A 26,380-nucleotide genomic window follows, 5' to 3' on the forward strand; every position below is an offset into this window, starting at 1 on the left:
GCGTCGGTGTGGTCAGGGCGCGGTGCGGCAGGCGGCGTCGATGCGGTGGACCGGGCGGACCCGTCGGCCCATGCCCTCCAGCAGGGAGTCCTCGACGTGGAAGTCGTGGATGCGCAGCTGGTGCCGGGGCAGCTCCTCCTCGCTCGGGCAGAGCACCTGCGCGCGCACCAGGTCGACCGGAACGTACCGGACACCGCCCCGCTCCTGAAGGATCACCATGTTGACGTCGTCGGTGGTGACCACGTGCCCGCGTACGTCCTCGGTCGGGCCGCTCTCCGGGCCCACCGTGGTGACCGTCAACGGCAACACCGGCGTGCTGATCACCGGCACCGCGGCCCAGACCAGCGTGGCCAGCACCGCCACCTCGGTCACCGACGCCAGGGGCCGGATCACCACGCCCGGCAGGGGCCCGGCGATGATCAGGGCCAGCAGCGGAGGCACCACGATGAGGGCCAGCACCAGCCACTCGTCGCCTTGACGCATCGCGTCGCGCAGCGTGGGCAGCATCAGCCAGCCGTACCCGGCGAGCAGCGCGATGATGATCAGCAGCCGGGGCAGCACCCGCTCGTGCAGGCGCGCGGGGCGGAGTTGGAACGCGGCCACGAACGCCGGCAGCAGCAACGGAAGGTAGAGCAGCGGCCAGGTGATCAGGGCGAGCAGGAAGCTCGCCAGGACCACCCAGGCCGGGGTGATGTCGGCCCAGCGGGCGAAGAGCGGACGACGACGGGTGCCCGGTGGTAGCCGGTCGGCGCTGACGGCCAGCACCGCGCCGAGCGCGAACACGGCGACGAGGCCGGTCGAGAGCAGCCGGGCCGCCGTGGTCAGGAACCCGGCGAGTAGGTTGACCGGCCCGACGTTCGCGACCAGCAACAGCGTGGTCTGGAGTTCGCCGCCGGCCTCCACACCGAGGCGGAGCACCGAGAAGATCGCTGGTACGCCCACCACGGCCGTCCAGAACGACTGGCTGGCGCGGGCCCGCCGCTCGGCCGGGTCCCATCGAACCCGCCCGGGCTCGACCTCGGCGACGACCGGCTGGGCCGGTTCGGCGACCGGCACACCGGCCGGCCAACCGACGGTGGCCGCCCCACCAGCCGCGGGTACCGGACCGTCGGTGGTCGGCGCGGCGGCGTCGTCCGGCACGGATGTGCGGGGCGGTGGGACCGGGCCGTCGCCGGCGGCGGTGGTCGCCGCGCTCACTTCGCGGGCGCCTTGTCGTCGAAGTCGACGAGCTTCGGCACCTCCAGCGGTTGCGGCTGGCGTTTCTCGGCCTTCAACCACGGGCCCAGGGTCCGGTTGTACGCGGTCTGCCAGGGACTGGCCTCGCCGTCGCGCCCCTGTTCGTAACTCTTCTGCAGGAAGAACGCGACGAGGTCCCGCAGCGCGGGATCCCCGATCGGCACGCCGATGCCCAGCAACTCGCTGGTGCCGAACGGCATGTCGACGATCTCGAATTCCTTCGGGTAGCTGGCCAGGAAACCGGCGAGGATCGACTCGTCGGAGCTGACCGCGTCGTAGCGGCCCTTGCGGATGCCGTCGACGCAGTCGCCGACGTCCTTCACCACGAACGTCTTGACCTGGTGTTTCTCCAGCTCGGCCTCGGTGGTGGAGCCACCGCTGGTGCAGACCTTGTAGGCCGGGTCGCGCAGATCCTCGATGGTGCGGATGCTGTCCTTGAGGCGTACCGGCACCATCACCTCCTGGGTGGTGACGAAGTACGGCCCGGCGAAGCTGACCAGCTTCTTCCGTTCCTCGGTCATGGAGAAGCTGGAGACCACGAGGTCGACGGTGCCCCCTTGGAGCGAGGGGATCCGGTCCTCGGTGGCCACCGACACGAACTCCAGCCGTTGGTCCCCTTCGTAGCCCAGGGAGGCGGCGATGTACTTGGCGATCTCGACGTCGAAGCCGACGTGCAGGCCGTTTCGCAGGTCGCCCATCAACGGCTCGTTCGTGGCGACACCGATGCGCAGCTTGGATTGGCCGTAGATGTGCGTCTCGCGCATCTTCTCCTGCACCGAGGGCAGGTCGGGCTCCTGCCGGCTGTCACAGCCGGCGGCGGCGGCCAGGACGAGGGTGAGGGCGACGGCCAGCGTCGACGCGACCGAGCGGAGCCGGGACTGCGACCTGCCTGAGTTCATGAGCGACCTCGCTGCTGGAAGAGCCTGCGGGACACCGAGAGTAGCGGCTCTTGTCCATTGCGTGTGGACGCCGAGCGGCCATGTCGGACCGACCGGCCGATCGATGTCGATCGGCGCGGCGGTCGGCTCTGCGGTTGACAGTCGGGCTCGCCACGACATGCTGGACGGGTGAGCCGATTGCCCAGACCCGATGCGCGGACGGTGGCGGTGCTCGCGGCGCTGGGAGCCCTCGCGCCGCTGGTCATGCTGCTCATCTGGCGTCGCCAGGATCTCCTCGGCGTGGCCCTGGCACTACTCTGCGTCCTGCTGATCATGGTGGCCGGGGTCGCCGTCTCCGCCGCCCGGCAGGGCGACGCCCCGGAGCCGGTGGACCGTTCGGCGGCCGTCGGGCCGCCCGAGTTGATGCCCTACGGGATCGACGCGGACACCCTCGACGCCCTCGACAGCCGGGACGCGTTGCGTGCGGTGCGTGACCGGCGACGCGGAACGAACGGGCTCAGCGGCGGCCGGTGAGTGTGGGCGCGGCGAGCGCGTCCACGCCCCGACCGGCCAGACACCGGTACGACCGGTCGACGCTGCCGTCGACCGGCGGTAGCACCTCCAGGTGCCAGCCGCTCGGCTCGGCGATCCCGGTGGTCAACCGGAACGTCGCGGCGCTGCACACCTGCTGCACCGGGGCGGCGGCGATCACCTCGTCGTAGTCGGCACCGACCAGCGACACCGGCAGGATGCCCTCGGCGTACGTCTCCCAGGTGTGCCGGCCGGCGCAGGGCAGCCGGGCCGCCTCCGCGCGGTTGCCGCGGATCCGTACCGGGCCGAAGCACTCCAGCTCGGGCAGGCAGCGGGCGCCCTCGGGCAGGGCGGTCGGCGCACCGGAGCCGGTGGCGCAGCCGGGCAGGGGGCCGGTCGCCGGTGCGGCGACCTGGGTGACCGACGGGCTCGGGGTGGGCACCGCCGCCCGGTCGGCGACCCAGGCCCCGGCGGTGGCCGAGGCGGCGAGCGCGAGCACGCCCGCGCCGCCGAGGAACCAGCGCCGCCAGCGCCGACCGCTGGGCACCGCCTGCTGGGTGTCCTCGATGGCCGGGCGGGGCACCGGCCGAGTGACCGCGTACGAGCCGGAGAGGGCCGCGCCGCCACTGACCGGGGCGCCGCTGACGGGTGCCGACGGCGGCCCGAGGGGCAGGTTCGCGAGGAGGTCGTGCAACTCCACGGCGGAGGGACGCTCGGCGGGGTCGTTGGCCATGCCGAGGCGCAGGACCTCGATCAGCTCGTCCGGCACCCCGGGGAGGGCGGGGAGCGGCTGGTTGAACATCTCCAGCACGGTCACCAGGCTCGGGTTGCGCTCGGACTGCCAGCGGGGCGGTCGGCCGTGCATCACCGCGTAGAGGGTGGCACAGAGCGCGTACACGTCGACGGCCGGTGACGGCGGGCTGTGGCTGAACATCTCCGGTGGCGCGTACGCCGGGGTGAGGACCTCCAGCGTGACCGAGGCGTCGCGGTGCTCGGCGAGCACCGCCAGCCCGAAGTCCGCGAGCACCGCCGAGTTGAAGTGCGAGTAGAGGATGTTGGCGGGCTTGACGTCGCGGTGCAGCACCCCGGCCGCGTGCGAGTGCGCCAACGCGTCGGCGATCTTCATGCCGAGGTCACGGGCCTCCACCGGGCCCAGCGGTGAGGTACGCATCCGTTCGGCGTACGAGCCGTCGCAGAGTTCCATGATCAGGTAGGGGTGCTGGTCGACGGTGACCCCGACGTCGAAGAGGTCGACCACGTGGGGGTGCGACGACATCCGGCCGGCCGCCCGCGCCTCGCGCAGGAAGCGGGCCTGATCCCGCTCGCTGTCCAGCGTCCGGTTCTCCACCTTGACGGCGACCTCACGACCCACCGAGATCTGGGTGGCCTGGTAGACGGTCGCGTAACCACCACGGGCAAAAACCCGCAAATCGGTCAGGCCGGGCACGATCGGAACCGGCAAGCCGCCTCTCGGGGTGTCCGTCACCGCTCGAAAATACCCAACCCGACCGATGGCTCAGCGCACCGCGTCCGCCGGAGCGGCACCGGCCGGACCGGTACCCTCCTCGGCGACCGCGGCCGACCCGGCACCGTCGGACGTGCCGACATCGCCCGCCGACCCGCCCCGGCGAGCGTCCAGGCGCAGGCCGACGGCTGTGGCGACGGCACCCAGCCCCTCCCACGCCGCCACGCCGAAGAACCGGTCCGGAGCGATGTCGGCCAGCACCGCGATGGTGAAGACGGTGAACGTGACCAGCCGGAAGACCACCGTGAACCGGTAGAACACCCGCCACTCGGTGACGGTGGCCAGCAGGTAGTAGACGCCCATGTTGAACGCCGCCATCGAGGACGCCAGCAGGAAGGTGCCGGTGTGATCGCCGACGGCACGCGTCTCCGGCACCTCGAACCCGAGCATGCGTAGCTGCGCCTCCGGCCAGAGCAGCCCGACCGTGCCCATCACCAGCGCCAACACGCCGAAGACCGCGATGGTCCAGCCCGCGATGGAACGCGGCAGCTTCATGAAGGGCCTCCCCAGGCACGGCGACGTCACCACTGTGGACCAGCAGACGGTGGTGACACGCTAGCGGCTCACCCCGATGACCACATCCCCAAAACCGGCAGAAACCCAGCCGACCCATTCGGGTTGATCAAGAGGTTTCCGTCACCGCACGGCCGTTTCCTGACGCAAACCTCTTGATCACCGAAGTCAGGGGGAGAGGCGGGCGTGCAGGGCGTCGGCGGCGGGGCGTTCGCTGCGCTGCTCGGTCGCGTACGCCAGGCGGACCGCCTCCTGCGCGCAGGACAGCGCCTCCGTCGGCTGGCCGCAGGCGGCCAGGGCCTCGGCCAGCACACTCGCCGCGATCACCTGACTGCGCACGTCCTCGGCCGGGGCGGTGACCGCCCGTCGGGCCCAGTCCAACGCCTGCTCCCGCTGACCGTGGGCGAGCAGCGCCGCCGCGTACTGGGCCATCGTCTGACGGCGGGAGAACAGCAGCGAGGGCGCGTTCGCGGCGGCCGTGGCCACCGGGGCGAGCAGCCCCACCGCGGTCGCCGAGTCACCGGCGGCCAGGCGTGCCGTCGCCAGCAGCACCCGAGGCGCCACCTGCGCCGGGGCCTGCGGATTGTGCGGCTCCACCGTGGTCAGCACCGAACGGGCCATCTGCTCGGCGGTCTCGCAGTCGCCCAGGTCCAACGCCACGAACCCGCGAAGCGTGCCGGCCATCCCGGTGAGCAGCGGGTGCGAGGTGCGCTCGGCGTACGCCAGGGCGTCGGTGAGCAGGTCCGCCGCGTGCTCCGGCTCGCCCAGCCCGCGCGCCACCACAGCCCGGACCACCAGGGCGAACCCCCGGCCCCAGTCGTCGGACGCGGCGGCGAACTCCCGGTACGCCCGCCGGGCCTCCCGGTCCGCCTCGGCCAGGTCACCCAGCTCGGCGGTGGCGAACGCGGCCACCGCGCGCAGCGTGCCCACCGCCCACGCCTCGCCGACCCGCTCCCCGAAGGGCAGGAACACCTGCGCCATCCGGCACGCCTCGCGCAGCCGACCGGCGAGCAGTCGGGCGAACGCCGTGGTGCCACGCAGCCACGCCTGCCCGTACGGGTCCTTCAACTCGGCGAAGAGCCGGGCGGCCCGACCGAGCACGGCGTCGGTGCCGGCGAAGTCACCCCGGGTGGTGGTGACCCACGCCAGGTTCTGCAGCGACCACGCCTGCCCACGCCGGTCCTGCGCGCCGAGGCTGACCTGGTACGCGGCAGCCAACCGGCTGCTCGCCTGGCTCAGCCGTCCGGCCACGAAGTCGGCCATCCCGAGTCGACGCATCGCGGTGGCACGTTGGACGGGCAGGCCGCCCGCGGTGGCCACCTGCAACGCCTCCTGCCAGGCGGTCATCGCCCGACCCTGGTCCCCCAGGGTCTCCTGGGCCTGCCCGGCGAGCAGCAGGGCACCCACCCGGGTGGCCTCGTCGCCCGCGTTCGCGGCGATCTTCTCGGCGTACGCCAACGCGTCGGCGACCCGGCCGACCTGGAGCAGCGCTCGGGCGTGCACCACCCGATCGGCCGCCGGCACCCCGTCGCGGGCCAGCTCGGTGGCGCGCTCGGCGTACTCGACGGCCAGCACCGGCTCGCCGGCGGACAGCGACCGGCGGGCGGCCCGGCCGAGCGCGGCGACGCCGAGCGGCACCACCGCGCGGGCCGGCGCGTCCGGGCGCAGCTTCACCGCGTCGGCGAGCCTCGCGGCCCGCTCGACGTGCGTCGCCACGAAGTCGTCCCGGGCCTCGTCGGTGAACCCGCCCGGCCCGGCGGAGGCGGCCTCGTCCGTCGGCGCCGCCCAGCGGGCCAGTGCGGCGTGCCGCTCGGCCAGCTCCGCCTTGCTCACCCCGGCGTACGCGGCCTCCCGCATCAGCGGGGTCGCGAACGAGTAGCCGGTGCGGGAGCGGTGCAGCATCCGGCGTTGCAGCAACTCCTCGACGGCCCGGTCGAGTTCCACGGCGACCACGGCCGACGGTCGGCCGTCGCGGCCGGCACGCTGCTCGCGCATCGCCTCCAACGCGCCGTTCGGCACCGTGTCCCCGATCACCGCGGCGTCACGCAGCACCGAACGGGCATCCGGTGGCAGGGCGTCGATCCGGGCGGCGAGGACGGCGGCGAGGTCCCGGGAGAGCAGACGGCTACCCAGCGAACCGGGCACCAGCCGCCAACTGGCCGACGCGCTCTGATCGCCGGTGCCGGGGCGTTCCCCCGACGCGCGGACGCCCCGCCCGGACTCCGTGGTGAGCGCCCCCCGCTCGATCAGCAGGGTGACCAACTCGGCCAGGTAGAAGGGGTTGCCCTGCGCGGTGGCGAGCAGCCGGTCCGTGTCGGCCTGGGGCAGCCTGCCACCGGACAGGTAGCTGGTGAGCAGCCGTGCCGCGTCGGCACCGCGCAGCGGCGGCAGGGAGTGCACCTCGGCGTCCGCGACCCGGGTCAGCGCCCCGGCGGTACGCACCAGCTCCGGCCGACCGAGCAGCAGCACCAGGACCGGGCCGGTGAGCCGGGACAGGGTCATCCCGAGGGCACTGATCGTCTCGGCGGTGGCGTCGTGCAGGTCGTCCACCACGATCACCAGCGGCGCCTCCGAGGCGAGGCCGCTGAGCAGGTCGGCGACCGCGTTCGGCACCGCCTCCGCGTCCGCGGCCGGGAGGCCCGACCCACCCCACTCCCCGGTGTCGGTGCCCGGGTGCGCGGGCAGTTCGCCGTAGCCGAGCAGGGCGAGCAGTTGCTCGACGGCGATCGGCGCGGTCTCGCCGCCGGAGCGGGCGAGTCGCTGCCCGAGCCGCCGCAGTCGCTCCTCCACAGCCGGTCGGGTCAGCGCGGTGGCCGCGTCACTGGGCAGGCCGACGGCGGCACGCACCAGGTCGGCCAGGGGCGCGAGCCGACGACGCTCACCGAACGCGGCGCACCGCACCGAGAGCACCCGAGCGCCGGTGTGCGCCGCGTACCGGCCGGGGCCGACGTCGTACCCGGCGGCGAGACGCTCGACCTCCGCGGCGAACCGGGACTTGCCGATGCCCGCCTCGGCGGTCATCAGCAGCACCCGCGGGTCCCCCTGGTCGATCACCTCGGCGAGCCGACCGGCGACCCGACCGATCTCCGTCTCCCGGCCGACGTACGGTGCCTCGTCGCCGAGCCCCGACCGGGTGCCCGGCGCGTCCAGGAGACCGAGCAGCTCGTACGCCTCGACCGGTTCCCGCTTGCCCTTGAGCCGCAGCGGGCGCAGCGCCCGCCAGGACGACACGTGCCGGGTCGCGGCGGCGGTGCGCCCTCCGGCGTACACCGCGCCGACGGCGGCGGCGTCGGCCAGCCGGGCGGCGGTGTTCACGGTGTCGCCGATGACCGTGTACTCGATGGCGGCCTGGATGCCCGCGATGACGTCACCGGTGTTCAAGCCGACGCGCAGTCCGAGCGGCGCGCCGCCGCCCCGTTCGTCGTCGAGCACCCGGCGGACGGCCCGCTGCATGGACAGGGCGGCCCGAACCGCGCGTTCGGCGTCGTCCTCGTGCGCCACCGGAGCGCCGAAGACCGCCATGATCCCGTCGCCGGTGAGCTTGTCGACGTGCCCGCCGAACGTCTTCACCGCACCGGCCAGCGCGGCGAGCACCCGGTCGGTGACCGCGCCGACCCGTTCCGGGTCGAGGTCCTCGGACCAGGAGGTGAACTCGGAGAGGTCACCGAAGAGCACGGTGACCACCCGGCGCTCGGCCGCCGGCAACGTGGCGGCGGCCGGCAACGCGGCACCGCAGTTGTGGCAGAACCGCGCGCCGGGAACAGCGACGGTTCCACACACGGGGCAGGTCACATGTGCTCCAACCCACTGACCCCGGGCGCGGATTCCCCGGGGTCGGCACCCAGATATTCGAGTTGGGCGCGGACCGACCACTCGGCCGCCCACCAGAGCGAGCGGTCCACGTCCGCGTAGACCGCCGCCACCACGTCGGCGGGGGTGCTTGCTCCGGCGGCGACCGCGGCCCGGACCTGGTCGAGCCGCGCCCGGCGGTGCGCGAGGTAGAAGTCGGCGGCGGCGGCGCAGTCGGCGAGCGCGGGACCGTGGCCCGGCAGGGCCGGGATCCGCCGGTACGCGGACAGCAGCGCGAGGCTCTTCAGGTAGTCGCCGAGGTGCCCGTCGGGGTGGGCGACGACGGTGGTGCCCCGACCGAGGATGGTGTCACCGGTGAGCACCACCCGCTCGTCGCCGTGCTCGACCAGGAAGCAGACCGAGTCGGCGGTGTGCCCGGGGGTGCCCAGCAGGCGGATCTCCAGGCCGAAGCCGCCGAGGTCTTCATCCGGTTCGGTCAGCGGCTCGCCGCCGATGGTGTGCGCCGGGTCGGCCGCGAGGACGTGCACGCCGCCGAGTAGTTCGCTCAACCGTGCGGCACCCTCGGTGTGGTCCGGGTGGCCGTGGGTGATCAGGATCAGCCCGATGGGCCCGTGCTCGGCGATGCGGGTCAGGTGCCCCTCGTCCGCCGGCCCGGGGTCGACCACGATGGCCTGCTCGCCGGCCGGGGCGCGCAGCACCCAGGTGTTGGTGCCGTCGAGGGTCATCGGCCCGGGGTTCGGCGCACGCAGCAACGTCACCCAGGTCGGCAGCTCGTCGGCGAGCGCCGCCGCCGGCGCCGTCACGTGCCCGCTCATGGCTGCGATCGTACGACCCCGCCCGCCACACCCCACGATCTTGCGCGGCGAACCGGAAGGAAGGGCCGCGAAAAGGGCCCTTCCTTCCGACGGATCGCGGATGACGCCGACGCGTCAGGCGACCTCGACGATCAACTCGATCTCCACCGGGGCGTCGAGGGGCAGTTCGGCCACACCGACGGCGCTGCGGGCGTGGCGACCGGCCTCGCCGAAGACGGTGCCGAAGAGGTCGGAGGCACCGTTGATCACCGCGGGCTGACCGGTGAAGCCGGGCGCGGAGGCCACGAAACCGGTCACCTTGACCACCTTGACGACGTTCTCCAGGCCGACGAGGGAGTCGACAGCGGCCAACGCGTTGAGCCCGCAGCGCTGCGCCAGATCCTTCGCCTGCTCGGCGGAGATCCCGGCGCCGACCTTGCCGGTCGCGAGCAGTTTGCCCTCGGCGATCGGCAACTGGCCGGAGACGTAGACGTGCTGCCCGGACTGCACGGCCGGCACGTAGCTGGCCACCGGCGGCACGACCTCGGGCAGTTCGAAGCCCAGCTCGGCGAGCTTCGCGTGCGGACCGTTGCTCACCGCGTCACCTCGGGAATCCGTTGCGCCGCGCTCACGCCTTGGGCCGCTTCAGGTAGGCGACCAGCTGGTCCGGGTTGGGCCCGGGGACCACGGCGACGAGCTCCCACCCGTCCTCGCCCCAGTTGTCGAGGATCTGCTTGGTCGCGTGGACCAGCAGCGGGACCGTGGAGTATTCCCACTTCTGCATCGCTGAAGCGCTCCCTCTCGGTGCGGAATTGTTCGAGGGACAGCCTACGGTCCGCCGGCCGGGCGGGACGCGGGACGCTGCTCCGGCGCGGCCGGCACCTCCCCACAGAGGCCCTCGTGCTCGTACCCCTGGGGGCAGCGGGACCGGTCGGGCAGCAGCAGGTCGCAGAAGACCCGGTGCCTGTTGTTCTGGTCGTCGGCGTTGGACACGGTGGTCTCGCCGGCGTCCAGCTCGGGCAGGAAGCCCAGGGACACCGCGACCCGGCCGGCCAGCACGGTCGCCGCCGCCAGACTCGGCACGCGGATCGGCAGGTGGATGACGTACCCCGGCTCGTCGTCGTCGCGGGCCCGCTCGGCGGGGCGGCTCGGCGTCCGGGCGGTCTCCGTCTGCTCCGACATCCGGCGGTACGACCGCTCGTTGACCGGCTGACCGCCGACCGGCCCCCCGCCGGTCTCGACCACGGATCCGGGCCGTCGCGGCCGGTCGTTGGTCGGGAACTGGGTGCGAGGGCTGTTGTCCGCGTCGCGCATGCAGTGCCTCCGGTCGTACCTCTCGGATCATGCTTCCGGCCCGGGCCCATTCGTCCGTTCCGGCCCCCGCACCGGGACGAAGGTAGGTCGATGGCCCCGGTCCCGCCAACAGGACGCGCACAACCAGTCATCAACAGTCACATATGCGACAGATCGCCAATGGGGGCAGTCGATGTCGCTGTCGGCCCATCCGACCGGACGCCCGCTCGGTATGGCAGGGCGACGCCGAATCGGTAATCGACGGTTACCCTTCCGGTCGGACGGTCGCGCAGCGCCCGGCCGCCCGCTCGATCACGCTCGACGCCCTGGGTGGCGGCGGGCGTCGCACCCCCGAGGGAACGACGATGACCCAACCGCCCAGCGGCGACCAGGCCGGCCCGACCGCCCACCCTTCGGCCCAACCGGAGCCCGCCGGCCAGTCGGGCCCTCCGGCCATCCCCGGCCAGACAGCCCCCGCCGCACCGTCCGGGCGACTCGCCCTCCCCGCGTCCTCCGCCCAGCCGGCGCTCCCCGCCGCCCCCGCCCAGGCAGGTGACGTCGGGCAACCGGAACGCCCGGTCGGACCGACCCCGGCTGCGGCTCCGCCCGGGTCGGGCACCGCGGAGATCCCACCACCCCCGCCGGGATATCCGCCGTACCAGGGCACCGGCGCGCCGAAGAAGAAGAACGGCCTGCTGATCGCGGCGATCGCACTGGTCGTGATCATGGTGCTCTGCGTGGGCGGTGGTGTGGTGGCGTTCCTGACCCTGCGCGACGCCGAGACCGGCGAAGGCGCCAAGGAGCCGGCGGTCGCGGTCGACGAGTTCCTCACCGCGGTCTACAAGGACCGTGACGCCACCAAGGCGGCCAGCCGGGTCTGCGCGGCCTCCCGCGACGACGAGAAGATCGCCGCGAAGGTCGCCGAGGTGCAGAAGTACGCCTCCGCGCACCAGAACCCCCGCTTCCGGTGGACCACCCCGAAGGTGGACAACCAGACCGGCGACCGGGCCACGGTCTCCACCCGGGTCACCATGACCACCTCCGACGAGAAGGTGGCTGACCAGGACCTACGTTTCACAGTGGTGCAGAAGACGGGTTGGTGGGTCTGCGAGGTCGCGTGACCGCCGACCCTGGATAGGCTCGACGGGTGTGTGCAGCTGAGCGGCCGACCGAGCCGGCCGGTACGGGATGGTCCGCCCGCCTTCACGTGGTGACCGGCAAGGGCGGCACCGGCAAGACCAGCGTCGCGGCGGCCCTGGCCCTCGCGCTCGCCGCCGGTGGTCGGCGCACCCTGCTGGTCGAGGTCGAGGGGCGGCAGGGCATCGCCCAACTGTTCGGCATCGACCCGCTGCCCTACGAGGAGCGGCACCTCGCCGACGCACCGGACGGCGGTGAGGTGCGCGCCCTGGCGGTGGACGCCGAGGAGGCGTTGCTCGAGTACCTCGACATGTTCTACAAGCTGGGCGCGGCCGGCCGGGCGCTGCGCAAGCTCGGCGCCATCGACTTCGCCACCACCATCGCGCCGGGCCTCCGGGACGTGCTGCTCACCGGCAAGGTGAAGGAGGCGACCACCCGCACCGCCGGACAGCGCCGCGCGTACGACGCGGTGGTGTTGGACGCCCCGCCGACCGGACGGATCGGCCGTTTCCTCAACGTGACGGCGGAGACCGCCCGGCTGGCCAAGGTGGGCCCGATCAAGACCCAGAGCGAGGGCGTCTCAGCGCTGCTGCGCTCCCCGATGACCGCGGTGCACGTCGTCACGCTGCTGGAGGAGATGCCGGTACAGGAGACGGTGGACGCGATCGCGGACCTGACCTCGCTCGGCTTCGGCGTCGGGAAGGTGATCGTCAACGGCGCTCGGCCCCGACTGCCCGCCGGTCCGGCGCTCACCGCCGCCGAGCTGCGACGCGGGTTGGTCGCCGCCGGGTTGCCTGCCGACCGGGACATCGTGGCCGGTTTGCACGACGAGGCCCGGGACCAGCTCATCCGGCGCGAACTGGAGGATTCGCTCCGCGCCGACCTGGTGGAGTTGGGGCTGCCGATGATCGAGCTGCCGTTGCTGCCCGACGGGGTGGACCGGGCGGGCCTGATGACCCTGGCCCGAGCCCTCGTCAGCGCCGATTGACTCACACCTGAGCTCAGCACCGGCGCGTGGACCCACGCGGCCCGATACGCTCGATTGGTGCCTTCCGAAGACGCGGCGCCGCAGCTGGACGTCGACCAGATCCTCGCCGACCCCGGCGTACGGATCGTCGTGTGCTGCGGTGCCGGCGGGGTGGGGAAGACGACCACCGCCGCGGCGCTGGCACTGCGGGCTGCCGAGCAGCACGGCCGGCGCACCGTGGTGCTCACCATCGACCCGGCTCGCCGGCTGGCGCAGTCGCTGGGCCTGACCGAGTTGGACAACACCCCTCGTCAGGTCAAGGGCATCGACGTCGAGAGCAGCGGCGGCGAGTTGCACGCCATGATGCTGGACATGAAGCGCACCTTCGACGACGTGGTGCTGCAGCACACCGATCCGGCGAAGGCCGCGGAGATCTTCGCGAACCCGTTCTACCAGGCAATGAGCTCGACCTTCGCCGGCACGCAGGAGTACATGGCGATGGAGAAGCTGGGTCAGCTGCACGCCCGGGGCGAGTGGGACCTGATCGTCGTGGACACCCCACCGTCCCGCTCGGCACTGGATTTCCTGGACGCGCCGGCCCGACTCTCCCGCTTCCTCGACGGCCGGATGCTGCGACTGCTGCTCGCTCCGGCGCGCAGCGGCGGTCGGAGCATGTTCAGCCTGGTCACGGCCTCGTTCGGGATGTTCTCGAAGGTGGTGCAGAAGGTGCTCGGCGCGCAACTGCTCACCGACCTGTCCGGCTTCGTGGCCGCCCTGGACTCGATGTTCGGCGGTTTCCGGCAGCGCGCGGAGCAGACGTACCGCATCCTTCAGGCGCGGGAGACGGCCTTCCTGCTGGTCGCGGCTCCGGAGCCGGACGCGGTCCGGGAGGCCGCCTACTTCGCGGGCCGTCTACGTGACGAGCGGATGCCGCTCGCCGGCCTGGTGCTCAACCGGGTGCACCGACCGGCGGTGCCGGAGTTGGACGCCGAGCAGAGCCGGGTCGCCGCCGAGCGGCTGACCGAGCTGGGTGGGCACGAGGCCACCGCCGACGTGTTGCGGGCCCACGCGGCGCTGGCCCGCCAGGCGGTACGCGAGCAGCAGGTCGCCGCGCGCTTCACCGAGGCGTTCCCGGCGGTGCCGGCGGTGTCGGTGACGGCTCAGCCCGCCGACGTACACGACGTCGACGGGCTGCGGACGATCGGCGCGGCGATCAGCCGGCCGTGACCGGCTTCAGTTGGTCGCGCTGACCAGGATCTTGTCCTTGCCGGTCTTGTCCTTGCTGTTCTTCTTCATCGCAGCCTCGAACATCTTGCGCCAGCTCGTCACCTGCGGGTGACGACGCAGCAGCGCCCGCCGTTCGCGTTCGGTCATGCCACCCCACACACCGAACTCGATCCGGTTGTCCAGCGCGTCGGCCAGGCACTCGTACCGAACTGGGCAGCTCCGGCAGATCCGCTTCGCCACGTTCTGTTCGGCGCCCTGTACGAACAACGCGTCCGGGTCCCCGTTCTGACATGCCGCCAGCGACGGCCAGTCAGTGATCATGCCCATGTGTACACGTCCCCCCTTGCAGTACCTACCGACCTCGTCGATGCACGTCAGCCGGCAATTCCCCCCGGTCGCCCGGCCTACCTTCCCCAAGGCGGCGCGGACGACATGTGGCTCTGTCGCCGCCCCCATCATGCTCTGTAGTCGACCGATTACGCAACGTTGTCGGCGAAATCCATCATTCCGGACACTCCCGGCTTCCCGGGCCTTCGACCGCCGGTTACCCCGCCCAGGTCAGCGATAACGCTGCGCCGCCTCCTCGATTCGGAGGAGACTCACGCCAGGTCACACGCAACCAAGCACCGGGGGTCGTGCGTTTAGCACAACGAGGGCAGCGCGCGCAGGAAATGGGGAAAGAACGCCCCAGCGCCCCTCGTTCCCTACTCGCGTACCCTGTCGAGGTGACCTGGATGCGGAAACGTGACCACAATGTGCTGACCAACGCCGCATCGCTACTCGTGTGTGGCCTGTTGGCCGGCGTGGTGGTCGCTGCGGCGGCCTTCCCCGCGGTGGCGATGTCCGGCTTGGCCGCGAAGGCCGGAGCCGAGACATTCGGCGCCCTGCCCACGGAGCTGACCGTGGCCCGCGCGCCACAGATCAGCTACCTGCTGGCCTCGGACGGCAAGACACCGCTCGCGACGATGTACGACGAGAACCGGCGCGACGTGAAGCTCGCCGACATCTCGCCGTACATGCAGAAGGCCATCATCGCGGCCGAGGACCACGACTTCTACAAGCACAACGGCGTCGACATCAACGGTGTCGCCCGCGCGTTCGTCAACAACCAGAACGAGGGCGCCGGCCGGCAGGGCGCCTCGACGCTGACGATGCAGTACGTCCGGCTGGCCATCGCCTACTCGGCCACCCACCCGGCCGACGTGGTGGCGGCGACCGAGGACACCAGCGCCCGCAAGCTCCGCGAGATGCGGCTGGCCCTCCAGGTCGACAAGGAGTTCTCCAAGGACGAGATCCTCACCCGCTACCTCAACCTCGCCTCGTTCGGCAACGGCGCGTACGGCATCTTCGCCGCCAGCCAGGTCTACTTCGGTAAGCCGCCGAGCAAGCTCAAGATCGAGGAAGCGGCGCTGCTGGCCGGCATGGTCAAGGCACCGACGACGAACGACCCGACCACCAAGGCCGGCTACCCGCTCGCCCTGGAACGGCGCGACTACGTCATCGACAACATGGTCGAGATCAAGGCCATCACGCAGCAGGAGGCCGACGCCGCCAAGGCCGTCAAGCTCGAGGTGAAGGACAAGCGCACCCCGAACGGCTGCGTCTCCGCCAACGTCAACAGCTGGGGCTTCTTCTGCGACTACTTCTACCGCTGGTGGATGGATCAGGAGACGTTCGGCTCGACCACGTACGACCGCGAGCGTCGTCTGAAGAGCGGCGGCTACACCGTCGTCACCTCCATCGACGTCCAGGCGCAGAGGGCCGCGGACAAGGCGGTCCGCAAGGCCAAGAGCGAGAACAGCAAGGAAGCCGCCATGGTCGCGGTGGTCGAGCCCGGCACCGGCCGGGTCCGGGCGCTCGCGGTGAACAGGCAGTTCAAGCTGGACGACCCGAAGAACCCGAAGAACAAGATCTCCAGCGACCCGGCGAAGAGCAAGAAGAAGATCCGGGGCAACTACCCGGCCACGGTGAACCCGCTGCTCACCGGCGGCGACGGCATCACCGGCTACCAGGCCGGGTCGACGTTCAAGATGTTCACCATCGTGGCGGCGCTGGAGAAGGGCATCCCGCTCAGCTACAGCATCAACGCGCCGAAGCAGTTCAAGTCGGAATACATCATCCGGCCCGGCCCGGCGGCCTGCCCGGGGACCAGCTTCTACTGCCCCACCAACTCCACCGACAGCATGGCCGGCCCGCACAACATGTGGAGCGCGTTCGGCCGCTCGGTCAACACCTACTTCGTGCCCCTGCAGCAGCAGGTCGGTGCGGAGAACGTGGTCAAGGCCGCGAAGCGGCTGGGCATCAACTTCCGGTCCCAGGAGGACCTGGACCTGGAGAAGGGTGCGCACCAGTGGGGTGCGTTCACCCTGGGCGTCTCGCAGACCACCCCGCTCGACCTGGCCAACGCCTACGCCACCCTCGCCGCGGACGGTAAGTACTGCGAACCGATCCCGGTGCAGGAGATCCGCGACCCGGAGGGCAACAAGCTGGACATCGCCAACCCGCGGTGCGAGAAGCGGTTCAGCACCGACGTGGCCCGCGCCGCCGTTGACGCCGCCCGCTGCCCGGTCGGTGACAAGTCGTCGTCCTCGAAGTGCACGGGTGCCACCGCCCCCAACGTCCGCGGCGACGTCGGTTACCCGGTGGCCGGCAAGTCCGGCACCACCGACTCGGAGAAGACCGCCGCCCTGGTCGCGATGACCAAGCAGTACTCGGTCGCCGGCATCATGGCCGACCCGGACTGGCCGCAGACGAACGTCAAGATGAAGCACGCGGAGAAGGACGGCATCAACCCGCCGGTGTGGGAGACGCTGCGGGACGCCATGAAGGGCAAGCCGAAGATCAACTTCGAGCCGCCGGGCCAGAAGATCTCCGAGGGCGACCAGCGCAGCATCCCCGACGTGAAGTGCATCTCGGTGGACCAGGCGAAGTCCCGGCTCAAGGGCGCCGGCTTCGAACCGGTCGTCTCCAGCACGAAGGTCCCCTCCTCGTGCAAGGCCGGCGACGCCGCCGGCACCAGCCCGGACGGTCGCACGATCAAGGGTGGCCTGGTCAGCATCCAGGTCAGCAGCGGCAGCGGCGCGCCGGGCAACACCGACGGCACGCCGGGCAACCCGCCCGGCAACCAGCCCGGCCGACCCGGCAACGGCCGTCCCGGCGGCTGAGCCGACGAGTAGGACACAACGGGCGGGCACCCTCCTCGGGTGCCCGCCCGTTCGTCTGTCCGGCCCCGGTAGGCCGACGCTGGTCCCGCTGGTGTCAGAGACCGAGCTGTCGGCGTACCTCCGCGGCCACCCGACCGCCCTCGGCCCGACCCGCCACCGCGGCCTGGGCCGCCTTCATCGCCGGGCCCATCTGGCTCTTACCGGTGAAGCCACCCGCGGCGAGCGCCCCCGACACCAGCTCGGCCAACTCGGCGTCCGGGAGCTGCTTGGGCAGGTAACGGTCCAGCACCTCACCCTCGGCGGTCTCCTTCGCGGCCTGCTCGGCGCGACCGGCGTCGGCGAACGCGGTGGCGGCCTCCCGGCGCTTCTTGGCCTCCTTGGTCAGCACCGCGAGCACCTCGTCGTCGGTGAGGTCGCGCTTGGCCTTGCCGGCGACCTCCGCATTGCCGACGGCGGCCAGGGCCATCCGCAGCGTGGAGGTGGTCAGCTCGTCGCGCGCCTTGAGCGCGGAACGCATGTCGGCGGTGAGGCGGTCCTTCAGCGTGCTCATGGACGGTCAAACTACCCTGAACGCCATGCGAAAGCGCACACTATTCCGGCTTGCCGCCGGAACCGCCACGGTCGGCGCGGCCACCCTCGCGTACGCGTCGCTCATCGAGCGCAACATGTTCACCCTGCGGCGGTACGACGTGCCGGTGCTCCCGGCCGACGCGGAGCCGCTGCGTGTGCTGCACCTGTCCGACCTGCACATGACGCCCGACCAGGCACGCAAGCAGCGCTGGGTGGCGTCGCTGGCCGCCCTGGACCCCGACCTGGTGGTGGTCACCGGCGACAACATGGCCCACCCGGGCGCGGTGCCCGGGGTGCTGCGGGCCCTCCAGCCGCTGCTGGACTTCCCCGGAGCGTTCGTCTTCGGTTCCAACGACTACACCGGCCCGGTGCTGAAGAACCCGTTCACCTACTTCCTGCCCGACCGGGAGTACACCGAGGGTGTCGAGCTGCCCTACGAGGAACTGCGCCAGGTCTTCACCGGCGCCGGTTGGGTCGACCTCAACAACGCCCGGACCATGCTGAAGGCCGGTGGTCGGCAGGTGGACCTGGTCGGGGTCGACGACCCCCACATCGACCGGGATGACTACCCGTCCGTGGCCGGAAAGGTCTCGTCCTCCGCCGACCTGTCCATCGCCGTGACGCACTCCCCCGAGCCACGGGTGCTCGACCAGATGGCCGCCGACAGCTTCGGTCTGCTGCTGGCCGGGCACACCCACGGCGGTCAGGTCTGCGTACCGGGCTACGGGGCCCTGGTGACCAACTGCGGCCTGCCCCGCTCGATGGCGCGCGGTCTGCACCGGTGGCCGGGCTCGGACTCCTGGCTGCACGTCTCCGCCGGCCTCGGCACCCACCCCACCGCCCCGGTCCGCTTCGCCTGCCCCCCGGAGGCCAGCATCCTGACCCTCATCCCCCGCTGACGCCGCGCTCGTGGGCCCGCGCCGCGCTCGTCCGGGCGCGCGGCGCTCGTCCGGGGCGCGCCGGGCTCGTCCGGGGCGCGCCGCGCTTGATCCGCGCAAGGCTCGTCCGGGGCGCGCCGGGCTCGATCCGCGCAACATCGGGGATGTTGCTGCCTCGGCGCGTCCTGAGGCAGCAGTATCGGTGATGTTGTGCGGATCTTGGTCGCTCCGGCGGGGTGTTCCGGGCGGCGGGGGTACCGAGTTTGACCATCGGACCGGGTGGGCTACTATTTGTCGGCACGCCTCGGGGTGTGGCGCAGCTTGGTAGCGCGCTTCGTTCGGGACGAAGAGGTCGTCGGTTCGAATCCGGCCACCCCGACCAGAGGCAAGAGGGCACATCCGATCCATGGATGTGCCCTCTCAGCATTTTCGGCGGAGCCGACCAGGCAGCCCGCGCCCGGCTGATCGAGCCGCGCCTTTCGAGCCGCGCCTTTCGAGCCGCGCCTTTCGGGATGCGCACCGGCTCTACGCAGCCAATATAGGTGTTTCTACCGATCCCCGAAGGTGCTGCCACACCTAGCGTCGGTGGCACGACGAGCCGTCCGAGGGAGACCACCGATGACCACCACACTCGACTTCACCGCCGTCAAGGCACGCCAGCAGGTGACCTGGGCCAGTGGCGACTACGGAGCTGTCGCCGCCCTCATCCACCCGATCGCCGAGTTGCTGGTGACCGCGGCCGACCTGTCGGCGTGCGACCGGGTGCTGGACGTGGCTACCGGCACCGGCAACGCCGCCATCGCCGCAGCCCGCTGCGGCTGCACCGTGACCGCCGTCGACTACGTACCCGAACTGTTGGAACGCGGCCGCGCGCGGGCCTCGGCGGAACGGCTCCCGGTCACGTTCGTGACCGGGGACGCGGAGCGTCTGGCGTACGTCGACGGCGCGTTCGACGCGGTGCTCTCCGTCGTCGGCGTGATGTTCGCTCCGCACCAGGAGCGGGCGGCGGCCGAGTTGGTCCGGGTCTGCCGGCCCGGAGGCACCGTGGCTCTGGCGTCGTGGACGCCGCAGGGTTTCATCGGCGAGCTGTTCCGCACGGTGGGGCGGCATGTGCCGCCACCGGCGGGGCTGCGCCCGCCGGTGCACTGGGGCGACGAGGGCCGGGTCCGCGAGTTGCTCGGCGGGGCCGTGGGCGACATTCGGGCGGTACGCCGGGAGTTCGTCTTCCGCTTCGGTACGCCTGAGGAGTTCGCCCTCTTCTTCCGGGCCAACTACGGTCCGACCCTGAAGGCCTTCGAGGCGCTGCCCGAGGAACGCCGACCGGAGCTGCACGCGGACCTGGTGGAGCTGGCCCGCACCCACAACCGGTCCACCGACGGCACGGTCCGCATCGGGGCGGAATACCTGGAGGTCGTGGCGCGGCGTATCGCCGACCCGGCCTGACCTGTTGGAACGGTGGCGGCCACACACCGGTGTGGCCGCCACCGCGGTCAGTCCTGGCGTTCGGTGCGCTCGATCTCGGCGAACGCCGCCGCCAGGTAGCCGTCCAACGGCGCGCCGGTCGCCGCCAGCAGGTCCGCCACCAACAGTGGAGCGTGCCGGGCCAGTGCGGACGCGTCCGGTGGCGACTCGTCGCCCTCGGGGTCGTACACGCCCAGGGCGCCGGCCAGCAGGACGAGCACCACGTGCGGGTCGACGTCCGAGCGCCACCGCGTGGCCCCCTGCACGCAGCGGGTCAACACCTGGCGTACGTCGTCGCCGGTCAACCCCTCCGGATGGCTCTCCTCCAGCAGCAGCCGGACCACCGCGCCGAGCACCAGGCCGGAGCGGTCGTCCGCGGCGAGCCCAGAGACAGCCTCGTCGTACGCCTGCCCGTCCCGTTCCTGGGCGGCGGCCACGGCCGCGGTGGCGGTCACCGCGATGGCGCGGGCGGAAGCGGGCAGATGTCGCCAGGTGCCGGTCATCGGGCCAGCATCGCAGACCCGCCGGACACCGTGCGATTGATCACCCGCGGGCCGCGACGACAGCGTGGAACGACCTAAACGAGTCGCATGCTGTCACACCCGACGAACAGAATGCCGGTCATGCTGCGTCGTGCCCTGCCCCGCCGCCCGGAAGCCCGTCGGATCCTCGTCGGCACCCTGCTGTCGGCGATCGGGCGCGGCCTGACCCTGCCGTTCCTGTTCATCTACCTGACCGACGTACGCGGGCTCACCGACGCTCGCGCCGGGCTCGTGATCGGGTGGTACGGCGCGGTCACCCTGGCCCTCTCGCCGTTGGGTGGGACGCTGATCGACCGGTTCGGCGCGCGTCGGGTGGTGGTGCCCTGCCTGCTGATCGAGGCGGTCGGCACCGGTTCGCTCGCGTTGGTCAACTCGACCGGGTCTGCCCTGCTGGTGATGACGGTGGTCGCCGTCGGCAGTTCGGCGATCTGGTCCGGGCAGAACACGATCCTCGCCTCGTTGACCGACGACGGTGAGCGGCAACGCGTCTTCGGGTTGAACTTCGCCCTGCTCAACCTGGGCATCGGCATCGGTGGCATGACCTCCGGCGCGATCGTCGACACCGCCCGACCCGGCACCTTCCAGACGATCTACCTGCTGGACGCGGTGACCTACCTGATGCCGGCGATCATCCTGCTCACCCTGCCCGGGGTCGGCCACCGCCTCGGCAGCCGCACCGGCGTCGACCAGCCGTCGCCCGGTGGCTACCTCACCGTGCTCCGCGACCGCCCGTTCCGCCGGCTGGTCATCTTCGGGTTGATTCTCACCACCTGCGGGTACGCGCAGATCGAGGTGGGCTTCGCCGCGTACGCGGTGCGGGTGGCCGAGGTGGAGACCCGAGTGGTCGCCTGGGCGCTCGCCGCCAACACGGTCATGATCGTGCTCGCCCAACTAGTGGTGATCCGGCGGATCGAGGGACGCAGCCGCACCCGGGCGCTTGCGGTGGTGGGTGCGGTGTTCGCCACCGCCTGGCTGGTCCTCGGCGCGGCCGGGCTGGTCAGCGGTGAGAACGCGCTGCTGGCCGCCCTCTGCGTGGTGGCCTGCTCGGCGATCTTCGGCTTCGGCGAGACGATGCTGTCACCGGTCATGCCCGCCCTGACCAACGCGCTGGCCACCGACGAGCTGCGCGGCCGGTATAACGCGATGAGTTCGATGATCTTCGGCATCAGCGGGGTGATCGGCCCGGTGACCGCCGGCCCGCTCATCGGCGCCGCCGACGGCAAGGTCTGGGTGGCGACAGTGGTCGGCGGCTGCCTGGTCGCCTCCCTGGTCGCCCTGTCGCTGCGCCGACTGCTCAGCGCGGATCAGGACGGCCGACTGACGCCGACCGTCACCTCCCCCGAACCGACCCCCACCCCCGCCTGACCCGCGCTCCCACTCCACGCCCGCGCGCCCCACGCACCCGCGCCCCACGCGCCCGCGCGCCCACGGCCCACGCGCCCTGCGCCCTGCGCCCCTCGCCCAAGATCCGCACAAGTTCCCCGATGTTGCTGTCTCAGACGGGCTGGAGGCAGCAACATCCCCGGGGTAGTTCCATCCTGAGTTGGCTGGTCAGGGGGTCTTGACGGTTGGTGGTGGTGGGTGGGAGGTCCAGGTTGGTGGTGAGGTGATCTTTGGGTTGATCGTTTGCCGTGGGTGGTTAGCGGGTGGTGTGGGTTTGGGTGAGGACGGTGAGTGCGCGGATCAGGGTGGTGGCGTGGTGGTGGTTGCCGCGTAGTCGGTCGAGGATTCGCCAGTTCTTGAGGTCGTTGAAGGCGTGTTCGTTGGTTGCTCGTTCGCGGCTGATGAGGGTGTTGACGATTGTTTGGTGGCGGGTGAGGGGTTTGCCGCGGGCGGCGCGGCGGCCGGTGATGATGGTGGGTTGGTCGTGGGGGTGGCCGGGGTGAGCGCCGCGGGGGCGAGGTGTGTGGCTGATGCCGGGTTGGTCGTCGAGGCGGGTGAAGCCGAGGTCGCAGATGGCGGCGAGGTCGGCTGCGCGTAGGTGTGCGGGGATGCGGTTGCGGCGGGCGGCGGTGATTTCCGCGGTGCGTGCGGGTAGGGCTGCGGAGGTCCAGAGCAGGTTGCCGTTGAGGTCGGTGATGGCGAGGACGAGTAGGCCGAAGGTTTTGTGTTTACCGCTGTAATGGGTGCGGCGGCGGTGTCGGTCGTGGGGGCGTTGGACCGGGATGAGGGTGCCGTCGAGCAGGACTACCTCGCTGTGGTGGCGGGCGCGGCGCAGGACCCGTGACAGGCGGGGCATCTCAGCGGCCAGGACAGCGATGACTTGCGCGACCCATCGACGGACGGTGGAGGCGGATATGCCGTTGCCGGCGGCCAGGTCGTGAGGGCGTTGGTTATGGCGCAATACCGCCAGCACGATCATCGCCGCGCGGTGATCGGACAACTTGCGCCATCGGGAACGCACCCGTGAGCGGTGCTGACGGATCGCGTTGACGACCAGGGTCAGGGTCTTCGTGGACAGCGCAAGGCTCGACTGGTAGACAAGCGGCGAGCCCTCGGCCACCGGGTTTTTGTGTGTCACGACCGAACACCCTGGCCGAGGGCTCATCTATCTTCTGCACGCCACACCGTCACCACCGGCAAACGATCACCGCGAAGATCACCAGCGGTTGACCTGCTCCATCCCCGCCACCCCCGCACCGTCAAGACCCCCTGACCAGCCAACTCAGGATGGAACTACCCCCCCGATGTTGCGCGGATCTTGCTCGCGGATCCCGCCCGGCGCCGCAAGATCGCGTCGATCATGGATCGAGTGGCATCCGCGCGCCCCGGAGGCCACCCCGTGCTCAAGTGGACGACGCAGCCCGGGCGAGCGGACGACGCATCCGGGCCGCGCGACGCGAACGGGCGAACGACGAGGGCGGAACGAGGCAGGTCAGGGCGAGTCCGGGACGGGCGGCCGACCTCAGCCGGCCGACCACGGGTCAGGGCGGGGCGACGCGGGATACGGACTGGACAAGGCCGGGAACGGGTCGGGCCCCGGAGCATTCGCTCCGGGGCCCGACGTCGCGGGGTCGGCCGTCAGGCGGCGGGGACCTCGGCGGTGGTGCGGATCCGGTCCAGCGCCGGCGCGGACACCGGCGACTGGGCGGTCAGGTAGTCCACGAAGGCGTCCAGGTCGATCTGGCCGGTGACCTGGTTCGTTCCGCCGGTGAGGGCACTGAAACCGTCACCGCCGCCGGCCAGGAAGTTGTTCACCGTGACGCGGTACGTGGCGGCGGTGTCGACGGTGGTGCCGCCGATGGTGAGGCTGCCCCGGACGACGCGGGTGCCGGCGCACGGGTCGGCCGTCGTGCCGGTGGTGCCGTTCGGGTCGACGACGTAGCCGACGGTGGCCGACGGGTAGAGCGTACGGGCGGTGACGAACTGCTGCTCCAGCACGCAGTAGAGCTGCGCGCCGGTCAGGTCGAGTGTCACCAGGTTGTTGGCGAACGGCTGCACCGTGAACGCCTCCTCGTAGGTGACCGGGCCCGCGTCGAGGTCGGCCCGGACCCCGCCCGGGTTCATGAACGCGGCGACCGCGCCCTCCTCGTCGTCGGTGGCGGCGAGTTGCGCGTCAGCGATCAGGTTGCCCAGCGGCGATTCGCCCAGACTCGTACCGAAGAGGGTCTCCTGACTCCGGGTGATCGCCTCGTTGGTGACGCCGACCTGGCGTCCGGCGACCGGGCCGAGCACCGTCTTGTAGCGGTTGATCAGCGCGGTCTGCTTCGGGTCCTTGGTGACGTCCCGGGTGACCACGACGTTGTTGGCGGAGGCGGACAGGACGTCGCCACTCCGACGGTCGATCTTGAGGTCGATGTCGGTGACGAGGCGCCCGAACGAGCTGGCGCTGGTGACCAGCTTGTCGTTGATGTTGCAGTTGTACGCCTGGTGGGTGTGCCCGCTGACCACCACGTCGATCGACGGGTCCATCCGGTTGGCGATGTCCACGATGGGCCCGGTCATGCCGACGCAGTCGTTGATGCCACCGGTCGCCGCCTGGGTGCCACCCTCGTGCAGCAGTACGACGATCGCCTCCACGCCCTTGCGGCGCAGCTCACGGGCGTACCGGTTGGCGGTGTCGGCCTCGTCGGCGAAGCTGAGGCCGGCGACGCCCTGCTGGCTGACGATCTGCGGGGTGCCCTCCAGGGTCATCCCGATGAAACCGACCTTGACGCCCTGCACCCGGTGGATCGCGTAGGGGGCCATCAGCGGCTTGCCGGTCGCGGTCTTGAAGGCGTTCGCGGAGAGGTACTTGAAGCCGGCGCCCCGGTACGGGGTGCCGTCGGCGCATCCGTCGACCGGGTGGCAGCCGCCGTTCTGGATGCGCAACAGCTCGGCCGCGCCCTCGTCGAACTCGTGGTTGCCGACACTGGCGTAGTCCAGACCGGCCATGCTCAGCGCCTCGATGGTCGGCTCGTCGTGGAACGCGGCGGAGAGCAGCGGGGACGCGCCGATCAGGTCACCGGCGGCAACCGTGATCGTGTTCTTCTTCTTGGCGGCGGCGCGCAGCTCGGCCAGGTGGGTGGCCAGGTATTCGACGCCACCCGCGGTCTGCCCGGCGATGGTGCCACTGGATCCGCTCGGCGGTTCGAGGTTGCCGTGGAAGTCGTTGAGGGCCAGCAGGGTGACGTCGACCGGCTTCGGCTGCGCGTCGGCTTCCTCGGGGCTGGTGGCGACCGCACCGAACGCGGCCACCGCGAGCGCGGTCAGACCGACAGCGGCCCGACGCGTCCTGGTTATGGACATGGATCTCCTCGTGAGAATCGGCCTGTGCGATGCCCGGCCTCTGGGTCGACCGAGCCGCGGACCCGACGCCGTCGGAAGGGTCGGGGTTGGCGGCGGTGGGGGATGCCGCCCGCTCCGACAGCCTCTCATCCGGACGCCGACCGGGCGAGCCAGGCAGACCGTCGGAGCTGCGAGTCGGGCGGAATCGAGATCGATCGCCGTTCGGGCGGCGGTGCGCCGGATATTGGTCGGTGCCGGCGGCTCGCGTCGTTGTGCCGGTCTGGCGGACAGCGTCAGACCTGGGGTCTAGAAAGGACGAGGGGCATCGACACGGACGGAGACGGCATCGTGAGCGGAACGACACCGACGGTGGAGCAGGTGCGATCGGCGGACGGCACGCCGATCGCGTTCGAACGGGCCGGGGCGGGCCCCGCGCTCGTCCTGGTCGGTGGCGCGTTCAACGACCGCAACACGACCCGCGCGCTCGGGGCGGCGCTGGCGCCGGACTTCACCGTGTTCGGCTACGACCGCCGGGGCCGTGGCCACAGCGGCGACACGGCTCCGTACGAGATCGGCCGGGAGATCGACGACCTGGCGGCGGTGATCGCGGCGGCCGGTGGTTCCGCGGCGGTCTACGGGATCTCGTCCGGCGCGGTCCTGGCCGCGCTCGCCACCGCACAGGGTCTTCCGGTGACCGGGTTGGTCCTGTTCGAGCCGCCGTTCCAGGTCGGCTCGCACATGGGGGTCCGGAAGGACATCACCGCACAGCTCATCGAGCTGATCGCCGCCGACGACCGCGACGGCGCGGTGGAGGCGTTCCTCACCACGTCGGTGGGGTTGCCGCCCCAGGCGGTCGCCGGGATGCGGACGCAACCGATCTGGGGTTCGCTGACCGCGATCGCGCACACCCTGCCGTACGACGCGGCGATCACGGCGGGCGGGCGACTGCCGGCCGACCGGCTGGCGGCGATCACGGCACCGACCCTCGCCGTGGACAGCACCGGCAGTCCACAGTGGCTCCGGGACGGGAGTCGGGCCGCGGCCGAGGCGGTCCCTGGCGGGCGTTCCGTCAGCCTCGACGGCGGCAACCACGAGGTGCCGCCGACGACGCTCGCCCCCGCGCTGCGCGAGTTCCTACTCGGCTGAC

General features: G+C 71.6%; 23 protein-coding genes and 1 tRNA gene. 10 read left to right on the plus strand and 14 right to left on the minus strand.

The window, feature by feature from the left end:
* Nucleotides 1-12 precede the first annotated feature (12 nt).
* Nucleotides 13-1,197, minus strand: coding sequence for a hypothetical protein (locus O7616_RS03820; RefSeq protein ID WP_282305637.1), 1,185 nt, complete (start codon nucleotides 1,195-1,197; stop codon nucleotides 13-15).
* Nucleotides 1,194-2,135, minus strand: a complete 942-nt coding sequence (locus O7616_RS03825; protein WP_282263981.1) for a transporter substrate-binding domain-containing protein — start codon at nucleotides 2,133-2,135, stop codon at nucleotides 1,194-1,196. The genes O7616_RS03820 and O7616_RS03825 overlap by 4 nt, the downstream gene beginning before the upstream one ends.
* Before the next feature lie 168 nt (nucleotides 2,136-2,303).
* Between O7616_RS03825 and O7616_RS03830 the strand changes: the two genes are divergently transcribed.
* Nucleotides 2,304-2,648 (plus strand): hypothetical protein, encoded by a 345-nt coding sequence (locus O7616_RS03830; RefSeq protein ID WP_282305638.1) that lies wholly within the window; start codon nucleotides 2,304-2,306, stop codon nucleotides 2,646-2,648.
* On the opposite strand, the gene O7616_RS03835 is transcribed toward O7616_RS03830, so the two are convergent.
* The 7 genes from O7616_RS03835 to O7616_RS03865 all read right to left on the minus strand — a co-directional run bounded on the left by O7616_RS03835 (nucleotide 2,632) and on the right by O7616_RS03865 (nucleotide 10,601).
* Nucleotides 2,632-4,131 carry a serine/threonine-protein kinase gene (locus tag O7616_RS03835; RefSeq protein WP_282305639.1) on the minus strand — a complete coding sequence of 500 codons (1,500 nt, stop codon included), beginning with the start codon at nucleotides 4,129-4,131 and terminating at the stop codon, nucleotides 2,632-2,634. The genes O7616_RS03830 and O7616_RS03835 overlap by 17 nt on opposite strands.
* A 30-nt stretch (nucleotides 4,132-4,161) precedes the next feature.
* Nucleotides 4,162-4,665, minus strand: a complete 504-nt coding sequence (locus O7616_RS03840; RefSeq protein ID WP_282305640.1) for a hypothetical protein — start codon at nucleotides 4,663-4,665, stop codon at nucleotides 4,162-4,164.
* A gap of 186 nt (nucleotides 4,666-4,851) precedes the next feature.
* Complete coding sequence (locus O7616_RS03845) at nucleotides 4,852-8,475, minus strand: adenylate/guanylate cyclase domain-containing protein (protein ID WP_282305641.1); 3,624 nt, start codon at nucleotides 8,473-8,475, stop codon at nucleotides 4,852-4,854.
* Entirely contained in the window at nucleotides 8,472-9,308 is an 837-nt protein-coding gene (locus O7616_RS03850) for an MBL fold metallo-hydrolase (protein WP_282305642.1), read from the minus strand. The genes O7616_RS03845 and O7616_RS03850 overlap by 4 nt, the downstream gene beginning before the upstream one ends.
* Nucleotides 9,309-9,422: 114 nt before the next feature.
* The gene (locus O7616_RS03855) at nucleotides 9,423-9,884 is read right to left on the minus strand and encodes a RidA family protein (RefSeq protein ID WP_282263973.1); all 462 of its coding nucleotides are present in this window, start codon (nucleotides 9,882-9,884) and stop codon (nucleotides 9,423-9,425) included.
* Nucleotides 9,885-9,915: 31 nt separating this feature from the next.
* Nucleotides 9,916-10,071, minus strand: a complete 156-nt coding sequence (locus O7616_RS03860) for a DUF4177 domain-containing protein (RefSeq protein ID WP_007466198.1) — start codon at nucleotides 10,069-10,071, stop codon at nucleotides 9,916-9,918.
* A gap of 44 nt (nucleotides 10,072-10,115) precedes the next feature.
* Nucleotides 10,116-10,601, minus strand: coding sequence for a hypothetical protein (locus tag O7616_RS03865; RefSeq protein ID WP_282263972.1), 486 nt, complete (start codon nucleotides 10,599-10,601; stop codon nucleotides 10,116-10,118).
* A gap of 434 nt (nucleotides 10,602-11,035) precedes the next feature.
* Here O7616_RS03865 and O7616_RS03870 point away from each other — a divergent pair, with 434 nt between their 5' ends.
* The 3 genes from O7616_RS03870 to O7616_RS03880 are packed head-to-tail and all read left to right on the plus strand — an operon-like array spanning nucleotide 11,036 to nucleotide 13,911.
* Nucleotides 11,036-11,701 carry a hypothetical protein gene (locus tag O7616_RS03870; protein ID WP_282307519.1) on the plus strand — a complete coding sequence of 222 codons (666 nt, stop codon included), beginning with the start codon at nucleotides 11,036-11,038 and terminating at the stop codon, nucleotides 11,699-11,701.
* Between the two features lie 26 nt (nucleotides 11,702-11,727).
* Nucleotides 11,728-12,705, plus strand: coding sequence for an ArsA-related P-loop ATPase (locus O7616_RS03875; protein WP_282305643.1), 978 nt, complete (start codon nucleotides 11,728-11,730; stop codon nucleotides 12,703-12,705).
* 54 nt (nucleotides 12,706-12,759) lie between these two features.
* Nucleotides 12,760-13,911, plus strand: coding sequence for an ArsA-related P-loop ATPase (locus tag O7616_RS03880; RefSeq protein ID WP_282305644.1), 1,152 nt, complete (start codon nucleotides 12,760-12,762; stop codon nucleotides 13,909-13,911).
* Nucleotides 13,912-13,917: 6 nt separating this feature from the next.
* Here O7616_RS03880 and O7616_RS03885 read toward each other — a convergent pair whose 3' ends face one another.
* The gene (locus tag O7616_RS03885; protein WP_145778553.1) at nucleotides 13,918-14,238 is read right to left on the minus strand and encodes a WhiB family transcriptional regulator; all 321 of its coding nucleotides are present in this window, start codon (nucleotides 14,236-14,238) and stop codon (nucleotides 13,918-13,920) included.
* Between the two features lie 407 nt (nucleotides 14,239-14,645).
* On the opposite strand from O7616_RS03885, the gene O7616_RS03890 reads away from it, so the two are divergent.
* Nucleotides 14,646-17,075: a transglycosylase domain-containing protein gene (locus O7616_RS03890; protein WP_282305645.1), complete on the plus strand. Its 2,430-nt coding sequence runs from the start codon at nucleotides 14,646-14,648 to the stop codon at nucleotides 17,073-17,075.
* A 94-nt stretch (nucleotides 17,076-17,169) separates the two neighbouring features.
* Here the strand turns inward: O7616_RS03890 and O7616_RS03895 are convergent, their stop codons facing one another.
* Complete coding sequence (locus tag O7616_RS03895) at nucleotides 17,170-17,625, minus strand: GatB/YqeY domain-containing protein (RefSeq protein ID WP_282263965.1); 456 nt, start codon at nucleotides 17,623-17,625, stop codon at nucleotides 17,170-17,172.
* A gap of 25 nt (nucleotides 17,626-17,650) precedes the next feature.
* On the opposite strand from O7616_RS03895, the gene O7616_RS03900 reads away from it, so the two are divergent.
* The 3 genes from O7616_RS03900 to O7616_RS03910 all read left to right on the plus strand — a co-directional run bounded on the left by O7616_RS03900 (nucleotide 17,651) and on the right by O7616_RS03910 (nucleotide 19,966).
* Nucleotides 17,651-18,544, plus strand: a complete 894-nt coding sequence (locus O7616_RS03900) for a metallophosphoesterase (protein ID WP_282305646.1) — start codon at nucleotides 17,651-17,653, stop codon at nucleotides 18,542-18,544.
* Nucleotides 18,545-18,828: 284 nt separating this feature from the next.
* Nucleotides 18,829-18,905, plus strand: a tRNA-Pro gene (locus tag O7616_RS03905).
* A gap of 236 nt (nucleotides 18,906-19,141) precedes the next feature.
* Nucleotides 19,142-19,966 carry a class I SAM-dependent methyltransferase gene (locus tag O7616_RS03910; RefSeq protein ID WP_282305647.1) on the plus strand — a complete coding sequence of 275 codons (825 nt, stop codon included), beginning with the start codon at nucleotides 19,142-19,144 and terminating at the stop codon, nucleotides 19,964-19,966.
* 47 nt (nucleotides 19,967-20,013) lie between these two features.
* Here the strand turns inward: O7616_RS03910 and O7616_RS03915 are convergent, their stop codons facing one another.
* Entirely contained in the window at nucleotides 20,014-20,487 is a 474-nt protein-coding gene (locus tag O7616_RS03915; protein ID WP_282305648.1) for a hypothetical protein, read from the minus strand.
* A 120-nt stretch (nucleotides 20,488-20,607) separates the two neighbouring features.
* Here O7616_RS03915 and O7616_RS03920 point away from each other — a divergent pair, with 120 nt between their 5' ends.
* Nucleotides 20,608-21,891: an MFS transporter gene (locus tag O7616_RS03920; RefSeq protein WP_282305649.1), complete on the plus strand. Its 1,284-nt coding sequence runs from the start codon at nucleotides 20,608-20,610 to the stop codon at nucleotides 21,889-21,891.
* 274 nt (nucleotides 21,892-22,165) lie between these two features.
* Here the strand turns inward: O7616_RS03920 and O7616_RS03925 are convergent, their stop codons facing one another.
* Together O7616_RS03925 and O7616_RS03930 are read right to left on the minus strand one after the other, a co-directional pair.
* The gene (locus O7616_RS03925; RefSeq protein ID WP_282303345.1) at nucleotides 22,166-23,047 is read right to left on the minus strand and encodes a transposase family protein; all 882 of its coding nucleotides are present in this window, start codon (nucleotides 23,045-23,047) and stop codon (nucleotides 22,166-22,168) included.
* A gap of 500 nt (nucleotides 23,048-23,547) precedes the next feature.
* Nucleotides 23,548-25,254 (minus strand): bifunctional metallophosphatase/5'-nucleotidase, encoded by a 1,707-nt coding sequence (locus O7616_RS03930; RefSeq protein WP_282305650.1) that lies wholly within the window; start codon nucleotides 25,252-25,254, stop codon nucleotides 23,548-23,550.
* A 327-nt stretch (nucleotides 25,255-25,581) separates the two neighbouring features.
* On the opposite strand from O7616_RS03930, the gene O7616_RS03935 reads away from it, so the two are divergent.
* Complete coding sequence (locus O7616_RS03935; RefSeq protein WP_282305651.1) at nucleotides 25,582-26,379, plus strand: alpha/beta fold hydrolase; 798 nt, start codon at nucleotides 25,582-25,584, stop codon at nucleotides 26,377-26,379.
* The last annotated feature ends 1 nt before the right edge of the window (nucleotide 26,380 follow it).

It is taken from the genome of Micromonospora sp. WMMD964 (genome assembly GCF_029581455.1).
Lineage (GTDB): Bacteria > Actinomycetota > Actinomycetes > Mycobacteriales > Micromonosporaceae > Micromonospora.

What these genes read in the sequence shown, in the direction of transcription:
- O7616_RS03890 (WP_282305645.1), top strand. Translation starts at nt 14,646, where the DNA reads ATGCGGAAACGTGACCACAATGTGCTGACCAACGCCGCATCGCTACTC.
- O7616_RS03865 (WP_282263972.1), bottom strand. Translation starts at nt 10,601, where the DNA reads ATGCGCGACGCGGACAACAGCCCTCGCACCCAGTTCCCGACCAACGAC.
- O7616_RS03825 (WP_282263981.1), bottom strand. Translation starts at nt 2,135, where the DNA reads ATGAACTCAGGCAGGTCGCAGTCCCGGCTCCGCTCGGTCGCGTCGACG.
- O7616_RS03900 (WP_282305646.1), top strand. Translation starts at nt 17,651, where the DNA reads ATGCGAAAGCGCACACTATTCCGGCTTGCCGCCGGAACCGCCACGGTC.
- O7616_RS03860 (WP_007466198.1), bottom strand. Translation starts at nt 10,071, where the DNA reads ATGCAGAAGTGGGAATACTCCACGGTCCCGCTGCTGGTCCACGCGACC.
- O7616_RS03895 (WP_282263965.1), bottom strand. Translation starts at nt 17,625, where the DNA reads ATGAGCACGCTGAAGGACCGCCTCACCGCCGACATGCGTTCCGCGCTC.
- O7616_RS03920 (WP_282305649.1), top strand. Translation starts at nt 20,608, where the DNA reads ATGCTGCGTCGTGCCCTGCCCCGCCGCCCGGAAGCCCGTCGGATCCTC.
- O7616_RS03850 (WP_282305642.1), bottom strand. Translation starts at nt 9,308, where the DNA reads ATGAGCGGGCACGTGACGGCGCCGGCGGCGGCGCTCGCCGACGAGCTG.
- O7616_RS03910 (WP_282305647.1), top strand. Translation starts at nt 19,142, where the DNA reads ATGACCACCACACTCGACTTCACCGCCGTCAAGGCACGCCAGCAGGTG.
- O7616_RS03930 (WP_282305650.1), bottom strand. Translation starts at nt 25,254, where the DNA reads ATGTCCATAACCAGGACGCGTCGGGCCGCTGTCGGTCTGACCGCGCTC.
- O7616_RS03885 (WP_145778553.1), bottom strand. Translation starts at nt 14,238, where the DNA reads ATGGGCATGATCACTGACTGGCCGTCGCTGGCGGCATGTCAGAACGGG.
- O7616_RS03915 (WP_282305648.1), bottom strand. Translation starts at nt 20,487, where the DNA reads ATGACCGGCACCTGGCGACATCTGCCCGCTTCCGCCCGCGCCATCGCG.
- O7616_RS03840 (WP_282305640.1), bottom strand. Translation starts at nt 4,665, where the DNA reads ATGAAGCTGCCGCGTTCCATCGCGGGCTGGACCATCGCGGTCTTCGGC.